The organism is Vibrio sp. 10N.222.55.B11 (assembly GCF_041473705.1).
Classification (GTDB): Bacteria; Pseudomonadota; Gammaproteobacteria; order Enterobacterales; family Vibrionaceae; genus Vibrio; species Vibrio crassostreae_C.
On sequence record NZ_JBFRST010000058.1, the window covers coordinates 1 to 17,528 of the forward strand.

Sequence of the window (17,528 nt, forward strand, 5' to 3'; positions counted from 1 at the left end):
CTCTTAAGTGAACGGCATTAACGCCGATGCGTTCCTTTTTTGTATCTGAATTCCGGCCACTTATATCTAAGATGCTCGATTCGCATCTTAGATAATGGACCAAAGAACTAGATCACTTGTGAGATAAGCAAGAAGCAACCAAATAGCAATGAGAACAACATCATTGGTCGGCCACCTTCAGCGCTGTATCTGTCTTCCGCTACTTTCATGAAGCGCTGCTTGTGAACCATAACCAGAGGAACAAACACAGCTAGGAACACTAAGATGATACCTGCGTAGTTCAACACTTGTAGGAACTTGTCAGCTGCAAGCAATGAACCCGCCAACGGCAAGATAAAGCTAATGCAGTACGTTACTGTGGTGTTTTGGTTGAACATGTCCTTGTTCTGGTTGAATAAAGACATCGCCACACCAAAGAAAGAGGTCAGCAACGCCAAGCCAGTGAAGGTAGACAGAACGTTACCCACCCAAGGAGACTGAGCCTCAAACGCCGCCATCAAATCTGATACGTTCTTGAAGCTTCTGAATTGCTCTTCGCTCAAGTTGCCCACTACCGCAAACAACCAACATAAGTAACACACTAATGGGATCAGAGAACCGACGATCACCATGTTACGCAGCTGTTTGTCTGTCGCTTCGTGGTTGTAAGAAACCAAGGTTGGAATCACAACCATAAAGCCAAAGCTCGTAAACAGGATGGCACTGGTTTTGATTAGATCAACGTGGTCATGGCTGGTTACCTGCATCAAGTTTACTTGAGTCATGCTCGGCGCTAAGAACACCATGGTTGCAAACAAGCTTGCTAGCATCACAAAGAACAATGCGCGGTTGAGCTTATCAATCACTCCTGTGCCACTCGCGACAACTGCACCCGCAAGTAACGTAAACACGACTTGGCTCGTGGTCGCGGTGAGTTCAACGCCAAAGTTAGACAGTAACTTACTCAGCAAATCACCTGCGCCTAGAATGTAGGCCATCAATAGGCAAATCAATAACGCGTAAAGTAGGCCGTTAGTCAGTAACTGACCTTGTTTACCCAAGGTTTTTCGGGCAATTGAGTTTAGTCCTAGACCACCACCCGCTTTGATGGTCGCTTCTAGAAGTAATAATGCTGCGTAAGTCGTACCGAAGCAGATCAGTACCATCAGCAGTGTGCCGTAAAGCAATCCGAATTGAGCTAATACCATTGGGATCGCAAGCATACCAGCACCGAGAGCGGTACCAGCGATAATTAGGGAGCTACCCATCATTTTAATATTCATTGTTTTTAACTTATTTGTTTAGTTTTTATAGATATGAGTCTTCGTACATCGAGCGGATGACAAAGGAGTTCAGATAGAAATAGAGTTATAAAACGAATAACAATAGGAGCGATAAACGGTAAAGAAGCGTGCAGAGGCGTGGTCGAACAAGGTGTTCAAAGGGGAGCTTGTCTTAAAAGAGGTAAAACGAGAAGCGTGAGTTTGCGTTAACTGATGTGGTGAACCTTCCGTAGGTTCAATAATCGGTGATGTAATCTTGAATTTCATGTATGTGTCCAATAATTAAGTCACATTCCATAGTATTTGAAGTAGCGTATCCGTTGCTGCCCTACCTCTGTCGTTAGAGGTGTTTTCATCTTATCGAATGAGCTTTGAAACACAACGCTATAACCACATTTTTTGCTATTAAATTGAACAAAATAGCCATTTGGATACAAATTAACCACCAAACCGCGTAAAACAATAATCATTTATAATAAAAACCAAAGAGAGACACAATGGTCTCTCTTCTTATCCAAACGAAAACATGACATTAAGGCGCAGGGCTATATAGACGAGGTGGACTGCTGTTGGGTAAGTGAATCAGATTTAAGCGATTACGTCTTGCCCATTCGACCGTCAATGAGGTCGGAGCCGACAAACAAACCAAGGTTGCGATTTCGGCACGCACGGCTTTATGGATAAGCTCTAAACTGCAACGGCTCGTCATAATCACGAACCCTGACTTAGGGTTGATCTCGTTCACAGCCATCGCCCCTATTAGTTTATCCAGTGCGTTATGGCGGCCAATGTCTTCACGACAAAGTGAAATTTCACCTTTCGAATTCGCAAACAAAGCGGCATGTAAAGCACCGGATATTTTGGCTGCTTTTTGATGTTCAGCAATTCGCCCTCTCAACCCCTGAAAAACCAGTGGACTGGGTGGTAATGACGATGGCAATGGAACCAAATCCGGAAGTGCTTGTTCAAGCGCCTCAACACCGCACAAACCACAGCCTGTGGTTCCAGCCAAGTTACGCCGCTGAGTTTTCATGTCCCAAAAAGCGCGATTGTTAATTTCTACTTGCGCGAAATGAGATTCACCATTACCACCAATCTCAATATCACGAATTTCACTGAATCTTTTTATGATGCCGGTGCTTAAACTAAAACCGCGCACAAAGTCTTCCATGTGGCCGGGCGTCACCATCATAACCGCCTGACTGATCCCATTATAACTGATCGCCAATGCAGATTCGTTTGCCAGAGGTGCATCCACCACCATGCTATAGCCCGTAAGCTCTCGATAGCTCATAGCATTGGGCTGTGGAGGCGCTTGATTAAAATCAGGCAGTTCAATATAGGATTGAGTTATACATCTCATAAAATCACCCGGTAAGACGGTCAGCTTGACGATATCGACTCAGACTGAAAACGTTACTGATTAAATAAATATCACTGGTTAAACAAGTGTTTTGCTTCAGCAAAGCACTGATCAGTGAGTGCCGAATAAGGTTCTTGTTTACGCTTAAGTAGACCGAGAGGCGAATGCACCACGGCTTTTTCTATCGGTACGATACGCAGTTGTTCGTTGAGCTCTTCCAATCCTGAGTTAAGCGGCATAACAGCACAGCACAGGCCACTGGTGACAGCTTGGATCAGGTGAAACGTAGAGTTACTTTCAATCAAAGTCTGCGGAACTAGGCCTTTACTACCGAAACTCAAATCAATCGAATGACGATAATGCATACCTTTAGACAAAAGCCCCAAAGGAATGCTATTGAGTGATTCCCATAAGACTTCCGACTCAGCAAAATCAAAGAATCGGCTATCATACAGAATGCCTAAATCCGTCGAGTTCATTTCTATAACGTCAAAATAAGCCGTATTGATCTGGTCGGTGTAACACATGCCTAAATCAAGTTGGTTACGATTGAGCTGGTCTATGATCTGCTCAGATGTCATCGACAAAATTTGAAATCGAAGTTCAGGGAATTTTTCTGCTAAAGGTTTAATCAACTGCATCGGGTTTTGACTGGCTAAAGGCACCATGCCAACTCTTAGCGAGCCGACCAGTTGACCACGGCAGTTAGCCGCTTCGGCTTGTAAACCGTCATGAGCCGCTAAGACGGTCTTTGCCCAAGCCAATATACGTTCACCCGCTTCGGTAAACCCTTCAAAACGTTGACTTCTTGAAATCAACTCGAGGTCTAACTCTTCCTCTAAACGCCTTATCCTCATCGACAACGTAGGCTGAGTAATATGACAAAGTGTCGCAGCCTGACCAAAGTGTTTCGTTTGATCTAAAGCGATTAAATACTTAAGTTGTTTAATATCCATGAATGATTAGTAAAACCTTGAAATGAAGCGTCTTCTTCGCGTTCGTCGTACATTAACGGTTCTCTGTGATTGAAAATACCTATCACGGGAAATGGCTCAATCTGTAAAGCAACGGCTAAAATAACAACGGTATTTTTGATTTAAATCAAAGTATGCCTAATTTAAATATAGGTCAAATCTAAATTATCTATAGCGTGATAGACAGCAACTATCATGGAAGACTCAGCCATATCAAGGCTGAGCAACAAATCTATCGTAAAATAGAGCTCACATCGCACTGGCTAATAAATTTTATTTATCACAGTGACAGGTCTGTTTATCACTGTGACACAAGCAACACTTTCCATATTTACTCCGCATGATAGATTCTATTTATCACTTAGTCGGCAATATCAATTGGACGCACCGCCCCTTAACGGCATAACCTTTGATTTAGATCATGGCAAACAATTAGCCAGTCTATTTCTAAATATTCAAAGCAGTAAACAGGTATCGATACCAAATAATCAAAACCGTTTTACTCCCGCCTTATTTTTATAACGCGCCTGTTTTTACCGGTTCCCTTGTTTACTGCCGTTCCCACGAGTGAGGAGTGCAGTTGTGAGCCAAAAAGAACAGATAAAAAAATATAAAGGTCCTGCTGGTGGTTGGGGGGCGTTAAAAGCCGTCACTAAGAGTTGGTGGGGCAGCGAAAACGCCATCAAAAACATTCGAACAATGCTTAAAACGAATCAAAACGATGGTTTTGATTGTCCGGGATGCGCATGGGGTGAATCCCCACACAGCAGTAAAGTGAACTTCTGTGAGAACGGTGCAAAAGCCGTGAACTGGGAAGCCACAAATCGATTTGTGGATCCTGAGTTTTTCGCCGAACACAGCGTAACATCCTTGTCATCACAAACAGACTACTGGCTGGAATACCAAGGCCGAATAACCCATCCGATGAAGTACGACGCTGCATCCGACCACTATATTCCTATCGAGTGGGACGAAGCCTTTTCGCTCGTAGCCAAGCATTTGAAGCAACTCGACTCACCGCATCAAGCCGAATTTTACACTTCGGGTCGAGCCAGTAATGAAGCGGCGTTTTTGTACCAACTCTTCGTCCGTGCGTTTGGAACAAATAACTTCCCTGACTGTTCAAACATGTGCCACGAAGCCAGTGCAATTGGCATGAAAGATACGGTAGGTGTGGGCAAAGGAACCGTGATTTTTGACGACTTTGAACAAGCAGACGCGATCTTTGTGCTCGGGCAAAACCCAGGTACTAATCACCCCCGCATGCTTGAACCATTGCGTGAAGCGGTAAAACGCGGCGCTCAGGTGATCTGTTTCAATCCATTGAAAGAACGTGGACTTGAACGTTTCCAAAATCCTCAAGTTCCAGTTGAAATGTTAAGCAATGGTTCAAAACCAACCAATACCGCGTATTTAAGACCAGCATTAGGTGGCGATATGGCGGTATTTCGTGGGATGGCTAAATATTTGCTGCAATGGGAACGTGATGCGCTCGCAACCGAAGGAAAAGCCATATTTGATCGTAAATTCATCAGCGAACACACCACAGGTATTGATGAATACTTAGCAGAAGTTGATGCGACAACATGGGAGCATATCGCTGAACAATCGGGGTTAGCTTTAAGCGAAATAGAAATAGTCGCAGACATGTACCGCCGTTCAGAAAAGGTGATCATGTGTTGGGCTATGGGGCTAACACAACATCGTCATTCAGTACAAACCATCAAAGAAGTAGCCAATGTGCAATTGTTGCGCGGTAACGTCGGTAAGCCAGGTGCTGGGCTATCACCGGTTAGGGGGCATAGTAATGTCCAAGGCGATCGTACGATGGGTATCGATGAAAAACCCTCAAACCAATTTCTAGATAGCTTAGAACGCCGCTTTAACTTGAATGTCCCACGAGATGTAGGACACAACACCATACAAGCGATTAAAGCTATGGAGGAAAAACGCTCGAAAGTCTTTATTGGTTTAGGTGGTAATTTTGCGCAAGCTACACCCGATACTCCTCGCACACATCTGGCGATGAAAAATTGTGACCTTACCGTTCATATCTCAACCAAACTCAATCGCTCTCACCTTGTTACTGGTCAAGATGCCTTGATTTTGCCATGTTTGGGACGCACGGAAATCGATACACAAATAAATGGGCCACAAGGCATCACCGTTGAAGATACCTTCAGCATGGTTCACATCTCTTACGGACAGCTCGAACCTCGATCAGAGCATTTACGTTCTGAACCAGCCATTGTCGCGGGTATTGCCAATGCCACACTGGGCAGCCATCCAATCGATTGGAATTGGGTCATTCAAGATTATGGGCATATTCGAGACCTCATTGCAGATACGATTCCGGGCTTTACTGACTTCAATCAGAAACTGGAAAATCCGGGTGGATTTCATTTAGTCAATCCTGCCGCAAATCGTCAATGGAACACCCTCAGCGGCAAAGCGCAATTTGGCTCCAATGAACTACCAAAACAGCTGATTAATGAAGCGGTGTTGCAAGGTGGTAATAAACCCGATCTGATCTTGCAAACCATGCGTTCCCATGACCAATACAACACCACGTTATATGGCTTGAATGATCGTTACCGCGGTGTCTTTGGTATGCGCGAAGTTTTGTTTATCAATGAAGCCGATATATTGAAGCTCGGTTTTAAACCCGGTGACAAGGTCGATATGGTGTCGCTTTGGGAAGATGGTGTAACGAGAAAAGTGAAAGGGTTTACCCTGGTAGCTTATGACGTTCCACAGGGTCAGGCGGCGGCTTACTATCCTGAAACCAACCCTTTGGTTCCTCTAGACAGCTATGGTGAGCGAACCTTTACCCCTACCTCTAAATTTATTGCCATCAGATTAGAGAAATCAATCTCTGACGCCATTCCCCTTTCAACCGTCAGCTAACTGGCAATCGGCAATCGGCAATCAAAAGTAAACGTAAAAGTAAAAGTAAAAGTAAAAATCCACTTGTTTTAACAGGTGGATTTTAATAATGACGCTTGGCCAGTATATTCAACAGCAAGAGAAGTGCTCACATAGTTCATCAATAAACACCTTCACTTTGCGCGGCGTATTCACTCGCTCGCGGTAAAGTGCGTAAACCGTTCTTTCTTTAAGCGCATACTGCGGCAGAATTTCCACAATTGCGCCAGACTCTATATCTTCTTCGGCCAATTGCTTTGGTAGCATTGCAATACCATAGTCTAAACGAACAGCGACCTTCACTGCTTGCACGCTGTTTACCGTGAGGGTTGGCTTCAGATTTACATCATGAAAATGCCCACTAAGCTCAAACCTCCACACACCATCATTCTTAAGGTTTGGATCTTCAATTATGGTGTGATTAGCTAAATCAATTGGCGTTGTAATCTCTGTATTATTTTCTAGGTATTTAGGTGAAGCACATACCAAGTTCTGATTTACAAAGATAGTGCGCGCGATCATTCCTAAGTCTTTCGAAACTAAATCACCAGAACGAATCGCAATGTCATAACCAACCGTCGCGAGATCTTGAACACCATCTGAAAGCATGAGATTTAACGCCACATCTGGGTATTTGTTTGAAAATGTCAAAATGAAGGGCATCAACATAATCTCAGTGAGACCTTTAGGCGCCATAACACTCAAAGAGCCAACCATTTCTGAACTATCAAACCTCAAAGAATCATTTAAATCTTCAATGCCGTCGACCAATCCATGAGCCTCATTAAAATAGCGACGACCAACCTCAGTTAAGGACAGTGACTTGGTAGAACGATTCAATAAGCGAGTATTTAGGTAAGCCTCAAGCTCTCTTACATGGCGACTAACCAAAGACTTCGACACTCCGATCTTCTTAGCCGCACCTGTAAAGCTGCCCTCCTCAACAGTCACAATAAATGACTTAATAGACGTTAATACGTTCATGACCTCACCCCACTGTTTACATATTGTCGACAGATTATCCACAAAATGGGCTCTACTCAAGACAGTAACGTTCCATTAGATTGTTGGCACTCAACAAACATAAGGATAGAAACTATGACAAGCAAACAAGTTCAGGTTGTAAAAGACTACTTTAAGCATTGTGTAGACGGTAAACAAACTCACCGTATTGACGAATATTTCGCTGAAGATACAATGATCCATCGACCTGATTGCAATAAGATAATTAATGGCCTCTCTGAGTTCGAAGCCATGTTAAAAGTTCACGTTACTGACCGATATGAATCACTGGAAACGACGTTTCAAAAAATCGTAGAAGACGGCCATCAAGTTGTTGTTGCGCTCACTCACAGAGCTAAAGGTGCTGATGAGTGGAAAGGCTACCAACTGAATGGCAAAAACGTTACTTGGACTAGCCTTACTTACTTCCGATTCAATGATGAAGGCAAAGTTGTCGAGGAGATTGTTGAACGCAATGAGCTAAGCATGGCACTTCAACTGGGCTTAAACCTAACTAGGTAAAAGCTCACTGGAATGATACTGACTCAGCAGTTAAGCCAGATTGAATAATACGAAGAAGAAGGCATCTATTAGGTGCCTTTTAGAAAGTGATTTTTGTTTAAGTCATGTACGTTTATTAGGCTTTTCATGCTCTTCAAATTTAACGATAAACTCCCTTTCATTCGCCCAAAGAACATCATCACAAACTCGCTACATCACAGAAACATAACCACAACCGGAGTGTGGTCACACAATCGGTTATACCTCATAGGTGGTAGGGTCTCTTACACGTAAAGTATGCGCGTCATTATAATTAATAAAAACAAACACCTTATGCGCTCAACAATCACCTTTAAAATCCTAGTGGCCCTCGCCATTGTGTTCACTTTTCTATTAGCAATATCGACCTACTTTCAATATTCGCAGCAAAAGCAGCTTGTAAACTCAGTGTTAAGTGAGCAGCTTCACGATAAAGCGAGCAACTATTTCGATAGCCTCAATATGATGATGCTCACTGGCACCATGGCACAAAAAGAGACCCTTCGTCAGAAAGCGTTAGCTCAAGAAGGCATTGAAAATGTTCGCGTATTGCGTGCTGATGCGGTGAGTAAGTTATACGGGCCTGGCAATGACAACCAAACACCTGTGGATGATATTGATAAACGAGCGCTAGCGGGTGAAACCGTTATCGAACCCTTTTCTGCCGATTGGGGAAAAGGCTTGGTTATTGCTCTGCCAATGAAGTCGAGCGAGAACTATCGCGGCACCAATTGTGTGGCATGTCATATGGCGCCAGAAGGGGAAGTATTAGGTGCAATTCGACTTGAATATAACCTTAGCCATGTCAACTCGCTGATCAATACTCAAACGATGACAGCGATCGGTATCATGGCAGTGATCTCCTTTGCCGGATTCGTTCTTACTATGGGATTGATTCGTAAGATAATCGTTCGCCCGCTGCAACAAACCTCTCGCTTTATGACCCAAGTCAGCAGTGATAAAAACCTATCCACTCGGCTGCCAGAGCAAAGCAAGGATGAAATTGGCACGCTTGCTAACTCCATCAACTCGTTCATGGGCACCGTTTCCGACAGCTTAGAGAGGGTACAAGACACCTCGCACAAACTGAATGCGTCTGCCAACCAACTGACCAGTGTTGCACAAATTACCGAGCAAGCCGCCAGCGATCAACAAAACGAAACCGCTGAAGTACAAAACAATATCGAAGGAATACAGGCGCAGCAAGTCAATGTAGAACAAGCCACTTTAACCGCGTCAGAACTCATCAATCATACCGCTGATGTGGCCTGTAAAAGTGCGAACCAAGCACATGATGCAAGCAGTGAGATAAAGAACCTAGTCAGTAGCATAGAAGAAGTGAAACACAAGATACTGACACTTAATGAGCAAACCGGAGAGGTTTCTTCAATATTGAGTGTGATTCGTGGCATTGCCGACCAAACCAATCTTCTAGCCTTAAATGCGGCGATTGAAGCGGCTCGTGCGGGAGAACAAGGTCGGGGCTTTGCGGTAGTGGCAGATGAAGTTCGAAATCTTGCATCACGAACGGCAGAGGCAACTGGCAGTATTGAGTCTATCATTCATCAGTTCCAGCAAGGCAGTGAAGAGTCGCTGACTTCTGCCGATCGCGTTTGCGAACAAGCACATCAAAGCTCAACAGATATCGACGCACTGTCCGTTGAAATGAATGGTGTCGTTGAAGAGATGAAACAAGTGCTGGCTCATGCGAAAAATATTCAACAACAGACGCAATCCACTACACACGCGACCGAAGATGTTCAACAAAAGGTTGAAACCATCACTTCTCACGCCGACAACACATCGCAGTCTGCAGCTGAGACTCGTGGAATCAGTAATGATTTAGAAGAGCTGTCTGATCACCTTGAATCTCTTATCAACCAATTCACCTTATCGAACTCAAAGACCAACGATAAAGGTCAGTCATAGGTCGCTAGAACTCCCCTACCGACATCAACAAAAAAGCGCTCAAAGATGAGCGCTTTATCTTCATAACAATGTCCCGTCCTGAAATGTGTTTACACATTGAGGACGAATTATGGCTACTTCAAATAATACCTACGTTAAGCGCACTCAGCGTGATTACACACTAGGCTTTAAATTACAGGTCGTCGCCGCTGTAGAAAGAGGCAATATGACATATAAACAAGCCCAAACCATTTATGGTATCCAAGGCCGTTCAACTGTTTTAACTTGGCTTCGAAAGCACGGTAAGATGAATTGGGCGCAAACTCCAAGGATGAATACCATGCACCAATCAACTAAGCCTAAAGAGTCACCAGCACAGAAAATAAAGCGTCTTGAGAAAGAGCTGGAAGACGAAAAAATCAAGAATCTCTTTTTAAATAGAGTGGTTGATATTCTTGATGCTGAACACGGAACTAGCCTCAGAAAAAAGTATCTCACCAAGGAGCAAGAAGCCTTCAAGAACAAGAAGGAATAAGTTTAGTTCGAGTATGTAAGCTATGCGGGATAACGAGACAAAGCGTTTATCAACGAGAAAAGCGAGCTGTTCATCGCCAGTTGGAACTTAAACCCATCAAACAAATGGTGTTGGATATTAGACGTTATATGCCTCGGGTTGGCACTAGAAAGCTCTACTTTTTACTTAAGCCAAAGTTGCAAGAACAAGGTATCAAGTTAGGTCGGGATGCTCTTTTCAACTACTTACGTGATGAACGGTTATTGGTAAGACCTAAACGTAGTTTTACGAAAACGACAAACAGTAAGCATTGGATGAAAAAACATCCGAACTTATTAAAGAACTACAAACCATGCACTCCAGAGGGTGTGTTAGTAAGTGATATTACCTATATCCAATCAGATGAAGGCATTCACTATCTCTCATTGGTAACTGATGCGTTTAGTCGGAAAATTATGGGCTACGAGCTGAGCAACGAAATGAAGGCGACGGATGTTGTGAAAGCGCTAGATATGGCTATTAAGGGGCGTCAATATCATCGTTCGTGTATCCATCACTCTGATCGTGGTCTCCAGTATTGCTCCGGTGTTTATCAAGATAAGTTGAAAAGTAGCGGCATAAGCCCCTCGATGACAGACGGTTATGACTGCTATCAAAATGCATTAGCAGAGAGAGTAAATGGAATACTGAAACAAGAGTTCTTACTTAATAAGTGTAAAAACCTCGGAGAGCTTAAACAACTAGTAAAAGAGTCTATAAGTACCTATAACAATATGAGGCCGCACCTTAGTCTCAGGATGAAAACTCCAAATGAGGTGCATGAAAAAAGCCAACAGCTGATGCTGTTGGCTTAGTAGAAATACTGTCAACGTATTTTAGGACGAGACACAATGTCTAGTTCCGAGTTTCAGGCTTTCAGGCTTTCAGGCTTTCAGGCTTTAAAAGTACCTTAAACCAAGATTAGTGCGTAATGGAAACCGCGGTTAAGTCTTTATGCTTGTGATACATCGCGTGTTTGACTATCAGGTTCGCACTCACGCTATCCATTCCTGACACTTCAACGTAAGCCCCTTTTTTACGGAACTTGAACACAACCTTATCAAGCGCCTCGACCGAGGTATTATCTAAGAATGACGCATCCGATATATCGATGGTCACTAAAGAGGTCGCGTTGTCATAATCAAATAAGTCGACAAACGCATCTGACGAAGCAAAGAAGACATGGCCTTTTACTCGGTGAATGGTGTGCATTTCGTTTGTCACGACTTCATCGGATATAAACACCATGGATTTGCTGGCATGTGCATAAAACAGAGCCGACAGCACCACGCCAACCGCAACACCTATTGCTAAATTATGAGTAAACACCACCAACGCCACGGTTGCTAGCATGGTTACATTGGTTGGCAGTGTGTGATCTTTAAGCTCAACAATGGAATGCCATGAGAATGTGCCGATAGAAACCATGATCATCACAGACACTAAAGCGGCCATCGGTATCAGCTTCAACCAATCAGAAACAAACACCACCATTAGCAACAAAACCACCCCAGCGATCATGCTGGACAATCGGGTTAAGCCACCTGATTTGATGTTAATGATCGACTGACCGATCATTGCGCAGCCCGCCATTCCACCAAAAAGGGAAGCCACGATGTTCGCAACGCCCTGCCCTTTACACTCATTGTTTTTATTGCTTTCAGTATCAGTCAGGTCATCGACTATGGTCGCTGTCATCAAGGATTCCAACAAGCCAACCAGAGACAGAGCAATCGAATATGGCAGGATGGTTGCAAGCGTCTCAAACGTGAATGGAATATTAGGAATCAAGAACACAGGCAGTGAATCGGGAAGCTTGCCCATATCGCCAATCGTTCTCACATCTAAGCCGAAGAGCAAACTAATGATTGTCAGGGTAACAATCGCGACCAGTGGAGAAGGTATTGCGCGACCAAACTTGGGGAAATAAGGAAGCAGATAAATGATCGCCAAACCCAAAGCGACTAACACGTAAACGCTTGAAGGGACGTTGATTAATTCAGGAAGTTGGGCCATGAAAATTAGAATGGCGAGCGCGTTAACAAATCCAGTAATCACCGATTTGGAAACGAAATTCATCAGGTTACCAAGCTTGAGATAACCAGCTGCGATCTGAATGACGCCAGCTAGAAATGAAGCGGCGAGTAGATATTCTAGTCCGTGCTCTCTCACTAAAGTGACCATTAGTAGCGCCATAGCGCCTGTTGCACCGGAAATCATTCCCGGACGACTGCCAACCAAAGCAGTGACGACACAAATACAGAACGAGGCATAGAGCCCTACTTTAGGGTCAACGCCTGCAATAATTGAAAATGCGATGGCTTCAGGGATCAATGCGAGTGCAACCACAATCCCAGATAATGAATCTCCTTTAACGTTTGATAACCAGTGTTTTTTTAAATAATTAAGCATGTAATTCTCTTTTACTTGTACAGCCAGTCCTGCCTTGTTGAGACATAATTTGATCGACTGTTTTTCTTGAATGAGCGAGCGCTCGAAAAGTGCGGGTGTAGAGAGAATGCAGGGGTTAAGGCGGCGTAATTAACACGTAGATATTAAACTCCTCTTGTACTTTAGTGGGAAATTAAGAAGGTGATCAAGTCCAAAATGACTGAATCCGCGCCAATATAGAGTGAGTCTCAACACAATCACACTCCCATTATTGAAAACAAAGGTTTCGATTACGCCATGCTCGTTCAGCAGCTCACATAGGGTGAAAGGTAAGGCTGACGCTAAGATCGAACAAAAAACACACCCTCAAACCTATTTATCGTCAGTAGACACAATATTTCTTTCTCCAAGCAAGAATAAAGGTTGAAGCTGTCGGTATGACAGGTAATATGTTCAATCGATTTAAAAAGTTTATACAACTTAATGTTTCGGCTAATTATTGTGCAAATGTATATTTATTTGCAGCAATGCCAGAGACTTTGAGTTGAATTTGTCCCTCAATGGAGAATGAAATCAACATGACTTACGCGCCTGTAACAGACGTACTTGGCGGCAAGCTAGCGGTAGACAGTGAAGTAACTGTTCGCGGCTGGATCCGTTCACGTCGTGATTCCAAAGCTGGAATCTCTTTCCTTGCCATTTATGACGGCTCTTGTTTCGACCCGATTCAGGCCGTGGTTCCTAATAATCTTAATAATTACGAAAACGAAGTATTAAAGCTAACAACTGGCTGCTCTGTTGAAGTAACGGGTAAGATTGTTGAGTCTCCTGCGAAAGGTCAAGACTTCGAACTAGCAGCAACTGACGTTAAAGTTGTAGGCTGGGTTGAAGACGCTGACACTTACCCAATGGCTAAGACGCGTCACTCTATCGAGTACCTTCGTGAAGTTGCTCACCTACGTCCACGTACAAACGTGATTGGCGCAGTAGCACGTGTACGTAACTGTCTATCTCAAGCGATTCACCGTTTCTACCACGAGCAAGGTTTCTTCTGGACTTCTGCTCCGCTTATTACTGCATCTGATGCAGAAGGCGCTGGTGAAATGTTCCGTGTTTCTACGCTAGACATGGAAAACCTACCACGCACTGAAAAAGGCGACGTAGACTTCAACGAAGATTTTTTCGGTAAAGAGACGTTCCTAACAGTATCTGGCCAACTTAATGCTGAAGCTTATGCTTGTGCACTAAGCAAGGTTTACACGTTCGGTCCTACGTTCCGTGCTGAAAACTCAAACACAAGCCGCCACCTAGCTGAGTTCTGGATGGTTGAGCCTGAAGTTGCGTTTGCAGACCTTAACGATGTAGCGAAACTGGCTGAAGACATGCTTAAGTACGTTTTCGCTGCTGTTCTTGAAGAGCGCCGCGACGACCTTGAATTCTTCGCTTCTCGCATCGACAAGCAAGTAATTACTCGTCTAGAGCAATTCGTTGACGCTGACTTCGCACAAGTTGACTACACTGACGCAATCCAAATCCTACTAGACTCTGGTAAGAAATTTGAGTTTGACGTTGAGTGGGGCATCGACATGTCTTCTGAGCATGAGCGTTACCTAGCTGAAGAGCACTTCAAAGCACCTGTTATTGTTAAGAACTACCCGAAAGACATCAAAGCTTTCTACATGCGCTTAAACGACGACGGCAAAACAGTTGCAGCAATGGACGTACTTGCACCAGGCATCGGTGAAATCATCGGTGGTGCACAACGTGAAGAGCGTCTAGACATTCTAGACGAGCGTATGATTGCTATGGGTATCGACCCTGAGCACATGAGCTGGTACCGCGACCTACGTAAATACGGTACAGTGCCACACGCTGGTTTCGGTCTTGGTTTCGAGCGTCTAGTATCTTACGTAACAGGTATGGGTAACGTTCGTGACGTGATTCCATTCCCACGTACACCACGCTCTGCAAACTTCTAATTCGAAACCTATTCGATATTAAAAGTTAAGAACAAACAAAAACCTCCGCACTTGCGGAGGTTTTTTTATGTTCGGAATAAAACGAGTCCAGATGCTTCTGCGTGCCACTATCTGAGACTCATTATTTCAACAGCTAATCCACATCTTGGTCGATAGCGTATTTTATTGCAAGACCGCAAATTGCCATCATAACGAATGGGATCGCGGCAGTGGTGTATTCCGCCCACGCCATATCAGCGAATGCTTTTGCCAGCAGTACGTGGCCGAGAATAAGCAGAAGCGCACACACAATAGCGACAATAATCAGCTTAACTTCATTTCCCATAGTCATTTTCAACATAACGGTATCTCCAATATTTGGTCTACCGTTATTGAATCACAACTCTTTGGTCAATTAGGCGTACAGTTACCCCACAAACAACCCGTACAGTTGGAATGATTGTCTTTTTTATGAGGGACTTAAGGTTTTACGAGTGCGTAAGTTGATGTGCCAGTTTGCCAAGCCAGATGAGCGCCTGTTCTTTCTCTTCTGTCAGTTCATAAGAGAAGTTCAATCGTATCGCGTTATCCACTCTGCCATGCTCACTAAACAGATCGCCAGATGCAACGCTAATACCTTGTTCGATAGCCAGTTGATGAAACTGTTGGCTGTCGAATTTTTCAGAAAAGCGAATCCATATCAAGTAACCACCAGCCGGCTCTTCAATCTCTATTGAATGCGGAAAGTACTGCTTAATGACATCGATAAATCGCTCTTTCCTGACGACAAGGTTTTTACGCAGTTTACGAAGGTGATTGTCGTAGCTTTCATGCGTTAAGAAATGAGCGACACCAAGTTGAACAGGAGCGCTACTCGATAACGTAGAAAGAAGCTGTAACTTTTGAATCGCGTCGTTAAAACGCGTGTTCACAACCCACCCTACTCGATAACCAGGACACAAACTTTTTGAATACGACCCACAAAGCAAGACGGAATCGGTCTTATCGAAGGCCTTTAGTGGCTTCGGCTTATGCCCTTCGTAATAAAGATCGCCATACACGTCATCTTCAATAATGTAGGTTCCATGCTGTTCTGCAATCTCTACCAAACGGCGCTTTGCCTGTTCCGACAAACTGGTTCCCGTTGGGTTTTGAAAAGTCGTCATCAGCCAACACGCTTTAACATCTTGGTTTTGTAGCGCGTTTTCAAACTGCTCTATATTCAACCCATTGATTGGGCAAACGTCCACTTCGATAGGGTTAAGCCCGAGCCTCTCGACAGCCTGCAGAGCACCATAGAAGGCGGGAGACTCAATCACGACGTTATCACCCGACTTGGTGACCGTTTGCAGGCTCAAGTTGAGCGCTTCCATAGCACCCGACGTAATCACGATGTCTTGATGATTAACCGTGATCCCTTGCTGCAGATAACGCTGTGCGATTTGCCTTCTCAAGGACTCACTGCCCGGTGGTAAATTATTTATCACACTCGCGCCAGTCATCTTCCTACCCGCGCTGGCAAGGTTTCGAGTCAAGGTAGGTAACGGGAAAAGGTCGGGATCTGGGAATGCAGAGCCGAAAGGAATCACACCTTCGGCTGAACTCGACTTCAAGAAATCAAATAAGCGGTCATTAATGGCTTTCTTTTCACTAACGAGTGGCTGTGCGTAATCAACGCCGTCCAACCTTGGCGCTACAAAGTAGCCCGACTGAGGTTTAGCGATGATCCTCCCTTCGCTTTCTAGCAACTGGTAGGCTTGTAAGACAGTACTGTTGCTGACGTTGTAATTTCGACAACTCATGCGTACCGAAGGGATCTTCTCTCCGGATCGCCACGTATTGTTGGCTATCTGAGTTCGAATATCCTTTGCAAGCTCTTCATAACGCGCCATCTAATTGTACTACCTAGAGAAATTCTGTGAGCCGGTGATTTTATCACTTACGCCAACAACTATTGCTGCTATCCATATGATCGCACCTAATTTCCACAATAGTGTGAATTAGTTCACAGATAACTTTGTAAGCTTTGCTAAGTTTGTACCCAAGGTAGGAGCTAAGTTGGCTTTCTACCTCAATAATTTGATGTAACCCAAAAACATGCGAGATAACAATGAAAAAAATAGAAGCAGACCAATTAAGTTATAAAGGAGAGTCAAACGGTGTTCACAGTTGGACAACACCGAGCGGTCAGCCATATTACTGGCACCCAGATTGGCTCCATATTGCTGAAGATGCGACAGGCTCACATCCAAAGCAAAAGATCGATGTCGAACAAGACCAAGCACCAACGGAAAAACACGCGGTGTCTGCTATTCTGAAACACATCAACCAATGGGCTGCAGACAAACTAGCGTCTCACCCTGAGATTGAAACCGGCTCAATCGAAGCTGAAATCAATCTCAAAAAGTAACGGGGTAAAGATAGCGAACTCAATCACGCGCGATTCTAACCCAATACACAGACTGAATAGCCTCGACCCTCGACCGGGGCTATTCAAGTATCTTCATAAAAATGCTGCAATAACCCCCACCTAGCTAACAAATCTCTAACACAAACCAATTTCTTGTATCAATCCACGAAAGCTATCGATAGAATTTCCGGTCTTATTCACGTCACTTATGCTAATCATTCGCAATTCTAAAGTCGTGAATC

General features: G+C 44.1%; 14 protein-coding genes. 6 read left to right on the plus strand and 8 right to left on the minus strand.

Features of this window, described 5'->3' with window-relative positions:
* Positions 1 to 107: 107 nt before the first annotated feature.
* The 4 genes from AB4503_RS19845 to AB4503_RS19860 form a co-directional block, all read right to left on the minus strand.
* Positions 108 to 1,250 (minus strand): amino acid permease, encoded by a 1,143-nt coding sequence (locus AB4503_RS19845; RefSeq protein ID WP_372115634.1) that lies wholly within the window; start codon positions 1,248 to 1,250, stop codon positions 108 to 110.
* A gap of 81 nt (positions 1,251 to 1,331) precedes the next feature.
* Positions 1,332 to 1,529 (minus strand): hypothetical protein, encoded by a 198-nt coding sequence (locus tag AB4503_RS19850; protein WP_133146581.1) that lies wholly within the window; start codon positions 1,527 to 1,529, stop codon positions 1,332 to 1,334.
* A gap of 265 nt (positions 1,530 to 1,794) precedes the next feature.
* Positions 1,795 to 2,625 carry a formate dehydrogenase accessory sulfurtransferase FdhD gene (fdhD, locus tag AB4503_RS19855; protein WP_017091017.1) on the minus strand — a complete coding sequence of 277 codons (831 nt, stop codon included), beginning with the start codon at positions 2,623 to 2,625 and terminating at the stop codon, positions 1,795 to 1,797.
* 71 nt (positions 2,626 to 2,696) lie between these two features.
* Positions 2,697 to 3,581 (minus strand): LysR family transcriptional regulator, encoded by an 885-nt coding sequence (locus tag AB4503_RS19860; protein WP_004734714.1) that lies wholly within the window; start codon positions 3,579 to 3,581, stop codon positions 2,697 to 2,699.
* Positions 3,582 to 4,181: 600 nt separating this feature from the next.
* Between AB4503_RS19860 and AB4503_RS19865 the strand changes: the two genes are divergently transcribed.
* Positions 4,182 to 6,506: an FdhF/YdeP family oxidoreductase gene (locus AB4503_RS19865; protein ID WP_372115622.1), complete on the plus strand. Its 2,325-nt coding sequence runs from the start codon at positions 4,182 to 4,184 to the stop codon at positions 6,504 to 6,506.
* 108 nt (positions 6,507 to 6,614) lie between these two features.
* Here AB4503_RS19865 and AB4503_RS19870 read toward each other — a convergent pair whose 3' ends face one another.
* A complete protein-coding gene (locus AB4503_RS19870; protein WP_017086468.1) occupies positions 6,615 to 7,508 on the minus strand; it encodes a LysR family transcriptional regulator in 894 nt (297 codons plus the stop codon).
* 114 nt (positions 7,509 to 7,622) lie between these two features.
* Between AB4503_RS19870 and AB4503_RS19875 the strand changes: the two genes are divergently transcribed.
* The 3 genes from AB4503_RS19875 to AB4503_RS19885 all read left to right on the plus strand — a co-directional run bounded on the left by AB4503_RS19875 (position 7,623) and on the right by AB4503_RS19885 (position 11,342).
* Complete coding sequence (locus AB4503_RS19875) at positions 7,623 to 8,048, plus strand: ester cyclase (protein WP_372115623.1); 426 nt, start codon at positions 7,623 to 7,625, stop codon at positions 8,046 to 8,048.
* 312 nt (positions 8,049 to 8,360) lie between these two features.
* The gene (locus AB4503_RS19880; RefSeq protein WP_029222142.1) at positions 8,361 to 9,995 is read left to right on the plus strand and encodes a methyl-accepting chemotaxis protein; all 1,635 of its coding nucleotides are present in this window, start codon (positions 8,361 to 8,363) and stop codon (positions 9,993 to 9,995) included.
* A gap of 109 nt (positions 9,996 to 10,104) precedes the next feature.
* A protein-coding gene (locus AB4503_RS19885) for an IS3 family transposase (RefSeq protein ID WP_372115624.1) occupies positions 10,105 to 11,342 on the plus strand; the annotation gives its coding sequence in 2 pieces (ribosomal slippage) (positions 10,105 to 10,477 and positions 10,477 to 11,342; 1,239 coding nt in all).
* A gap of 106 nt (positions 11,343 to 11,448) precedes the next feature.
* On the opposite strand, the gene AB4503_RS19890 is transcribed toward AB4503_RS19885, so the two are convergent.
* Positions 11,449 to 12,939 (minus strand): SulP family inorganic anion transporter, encoded by a 1,491-nt coding sequence (locus AB4503_RS19890; RefSeq protein ID WP_372115625.1) that lies wholly within the window; start codon positions 12,937 to 12,939, stop codon positions 11,449 to 11,451.
* A 557-nt stretch (positions 12,940 to 13,496) separates the two neighbouring features.
* Here AB4503_RS19890 and asnS point away from each other — a divergent pair.
* Entirely contained in the window at positions 13,497 to 14,897 is a 1,401-nt protein-coding gene (gene asnS, locus AB4503_RS19895; RefSeq protein WP_372115626.1) for an asparagine--tRNA ligase, read from the plus strand.
* Positions 14,898 to 15,030: 133 nt separating this feature from the next.
* Here asnS and AB4503_RS19900 read toward each other — a convergent pair whose 3' ends face one another.
* Positions 15,031 to 15,237 (minus strand): hypothetical protein, encoded by a 207-nt coding sequence (locus tag AB4503_RS19900; RefSeq protein ID WP_004734707.1) that lies wholly within the window; start codon positions 15,235 to 15,237, stop codon positions 15,031 to 15,033.
* Positions 15,238 to 15,364: 127 nt separating this feature from the next.
* Complete coding sequence (locus AB4503_RS19905; protein ID WP_372115627.1) at positions 15,365 to 16,768, minus strand: PLP-dependent aminotransferase family protein; 1,404 nt, start codon at positions 16,766 to 16,768, stop codon at positions 15,365 to 15,367.
* Between the two features lie 218 nt (positions 16,769 to 16,986).
* Between AB4503_RS19905 and AB4503_RS19910 the strand changes: the two genes are divergently transcribed.
* Complete coding sequence (locus AB4503_RS19910) at positions 16,987 to 17,286, plus strand: hypothetical protein (RefSeq protein WP_017060414.1); 300 nt, start codon at positions 16,987 to 16,989, stop codon at positions 17,284 to 17,286.
* Positions 17,287 to 17,528 lie beyond the last annotated feature (242 nt).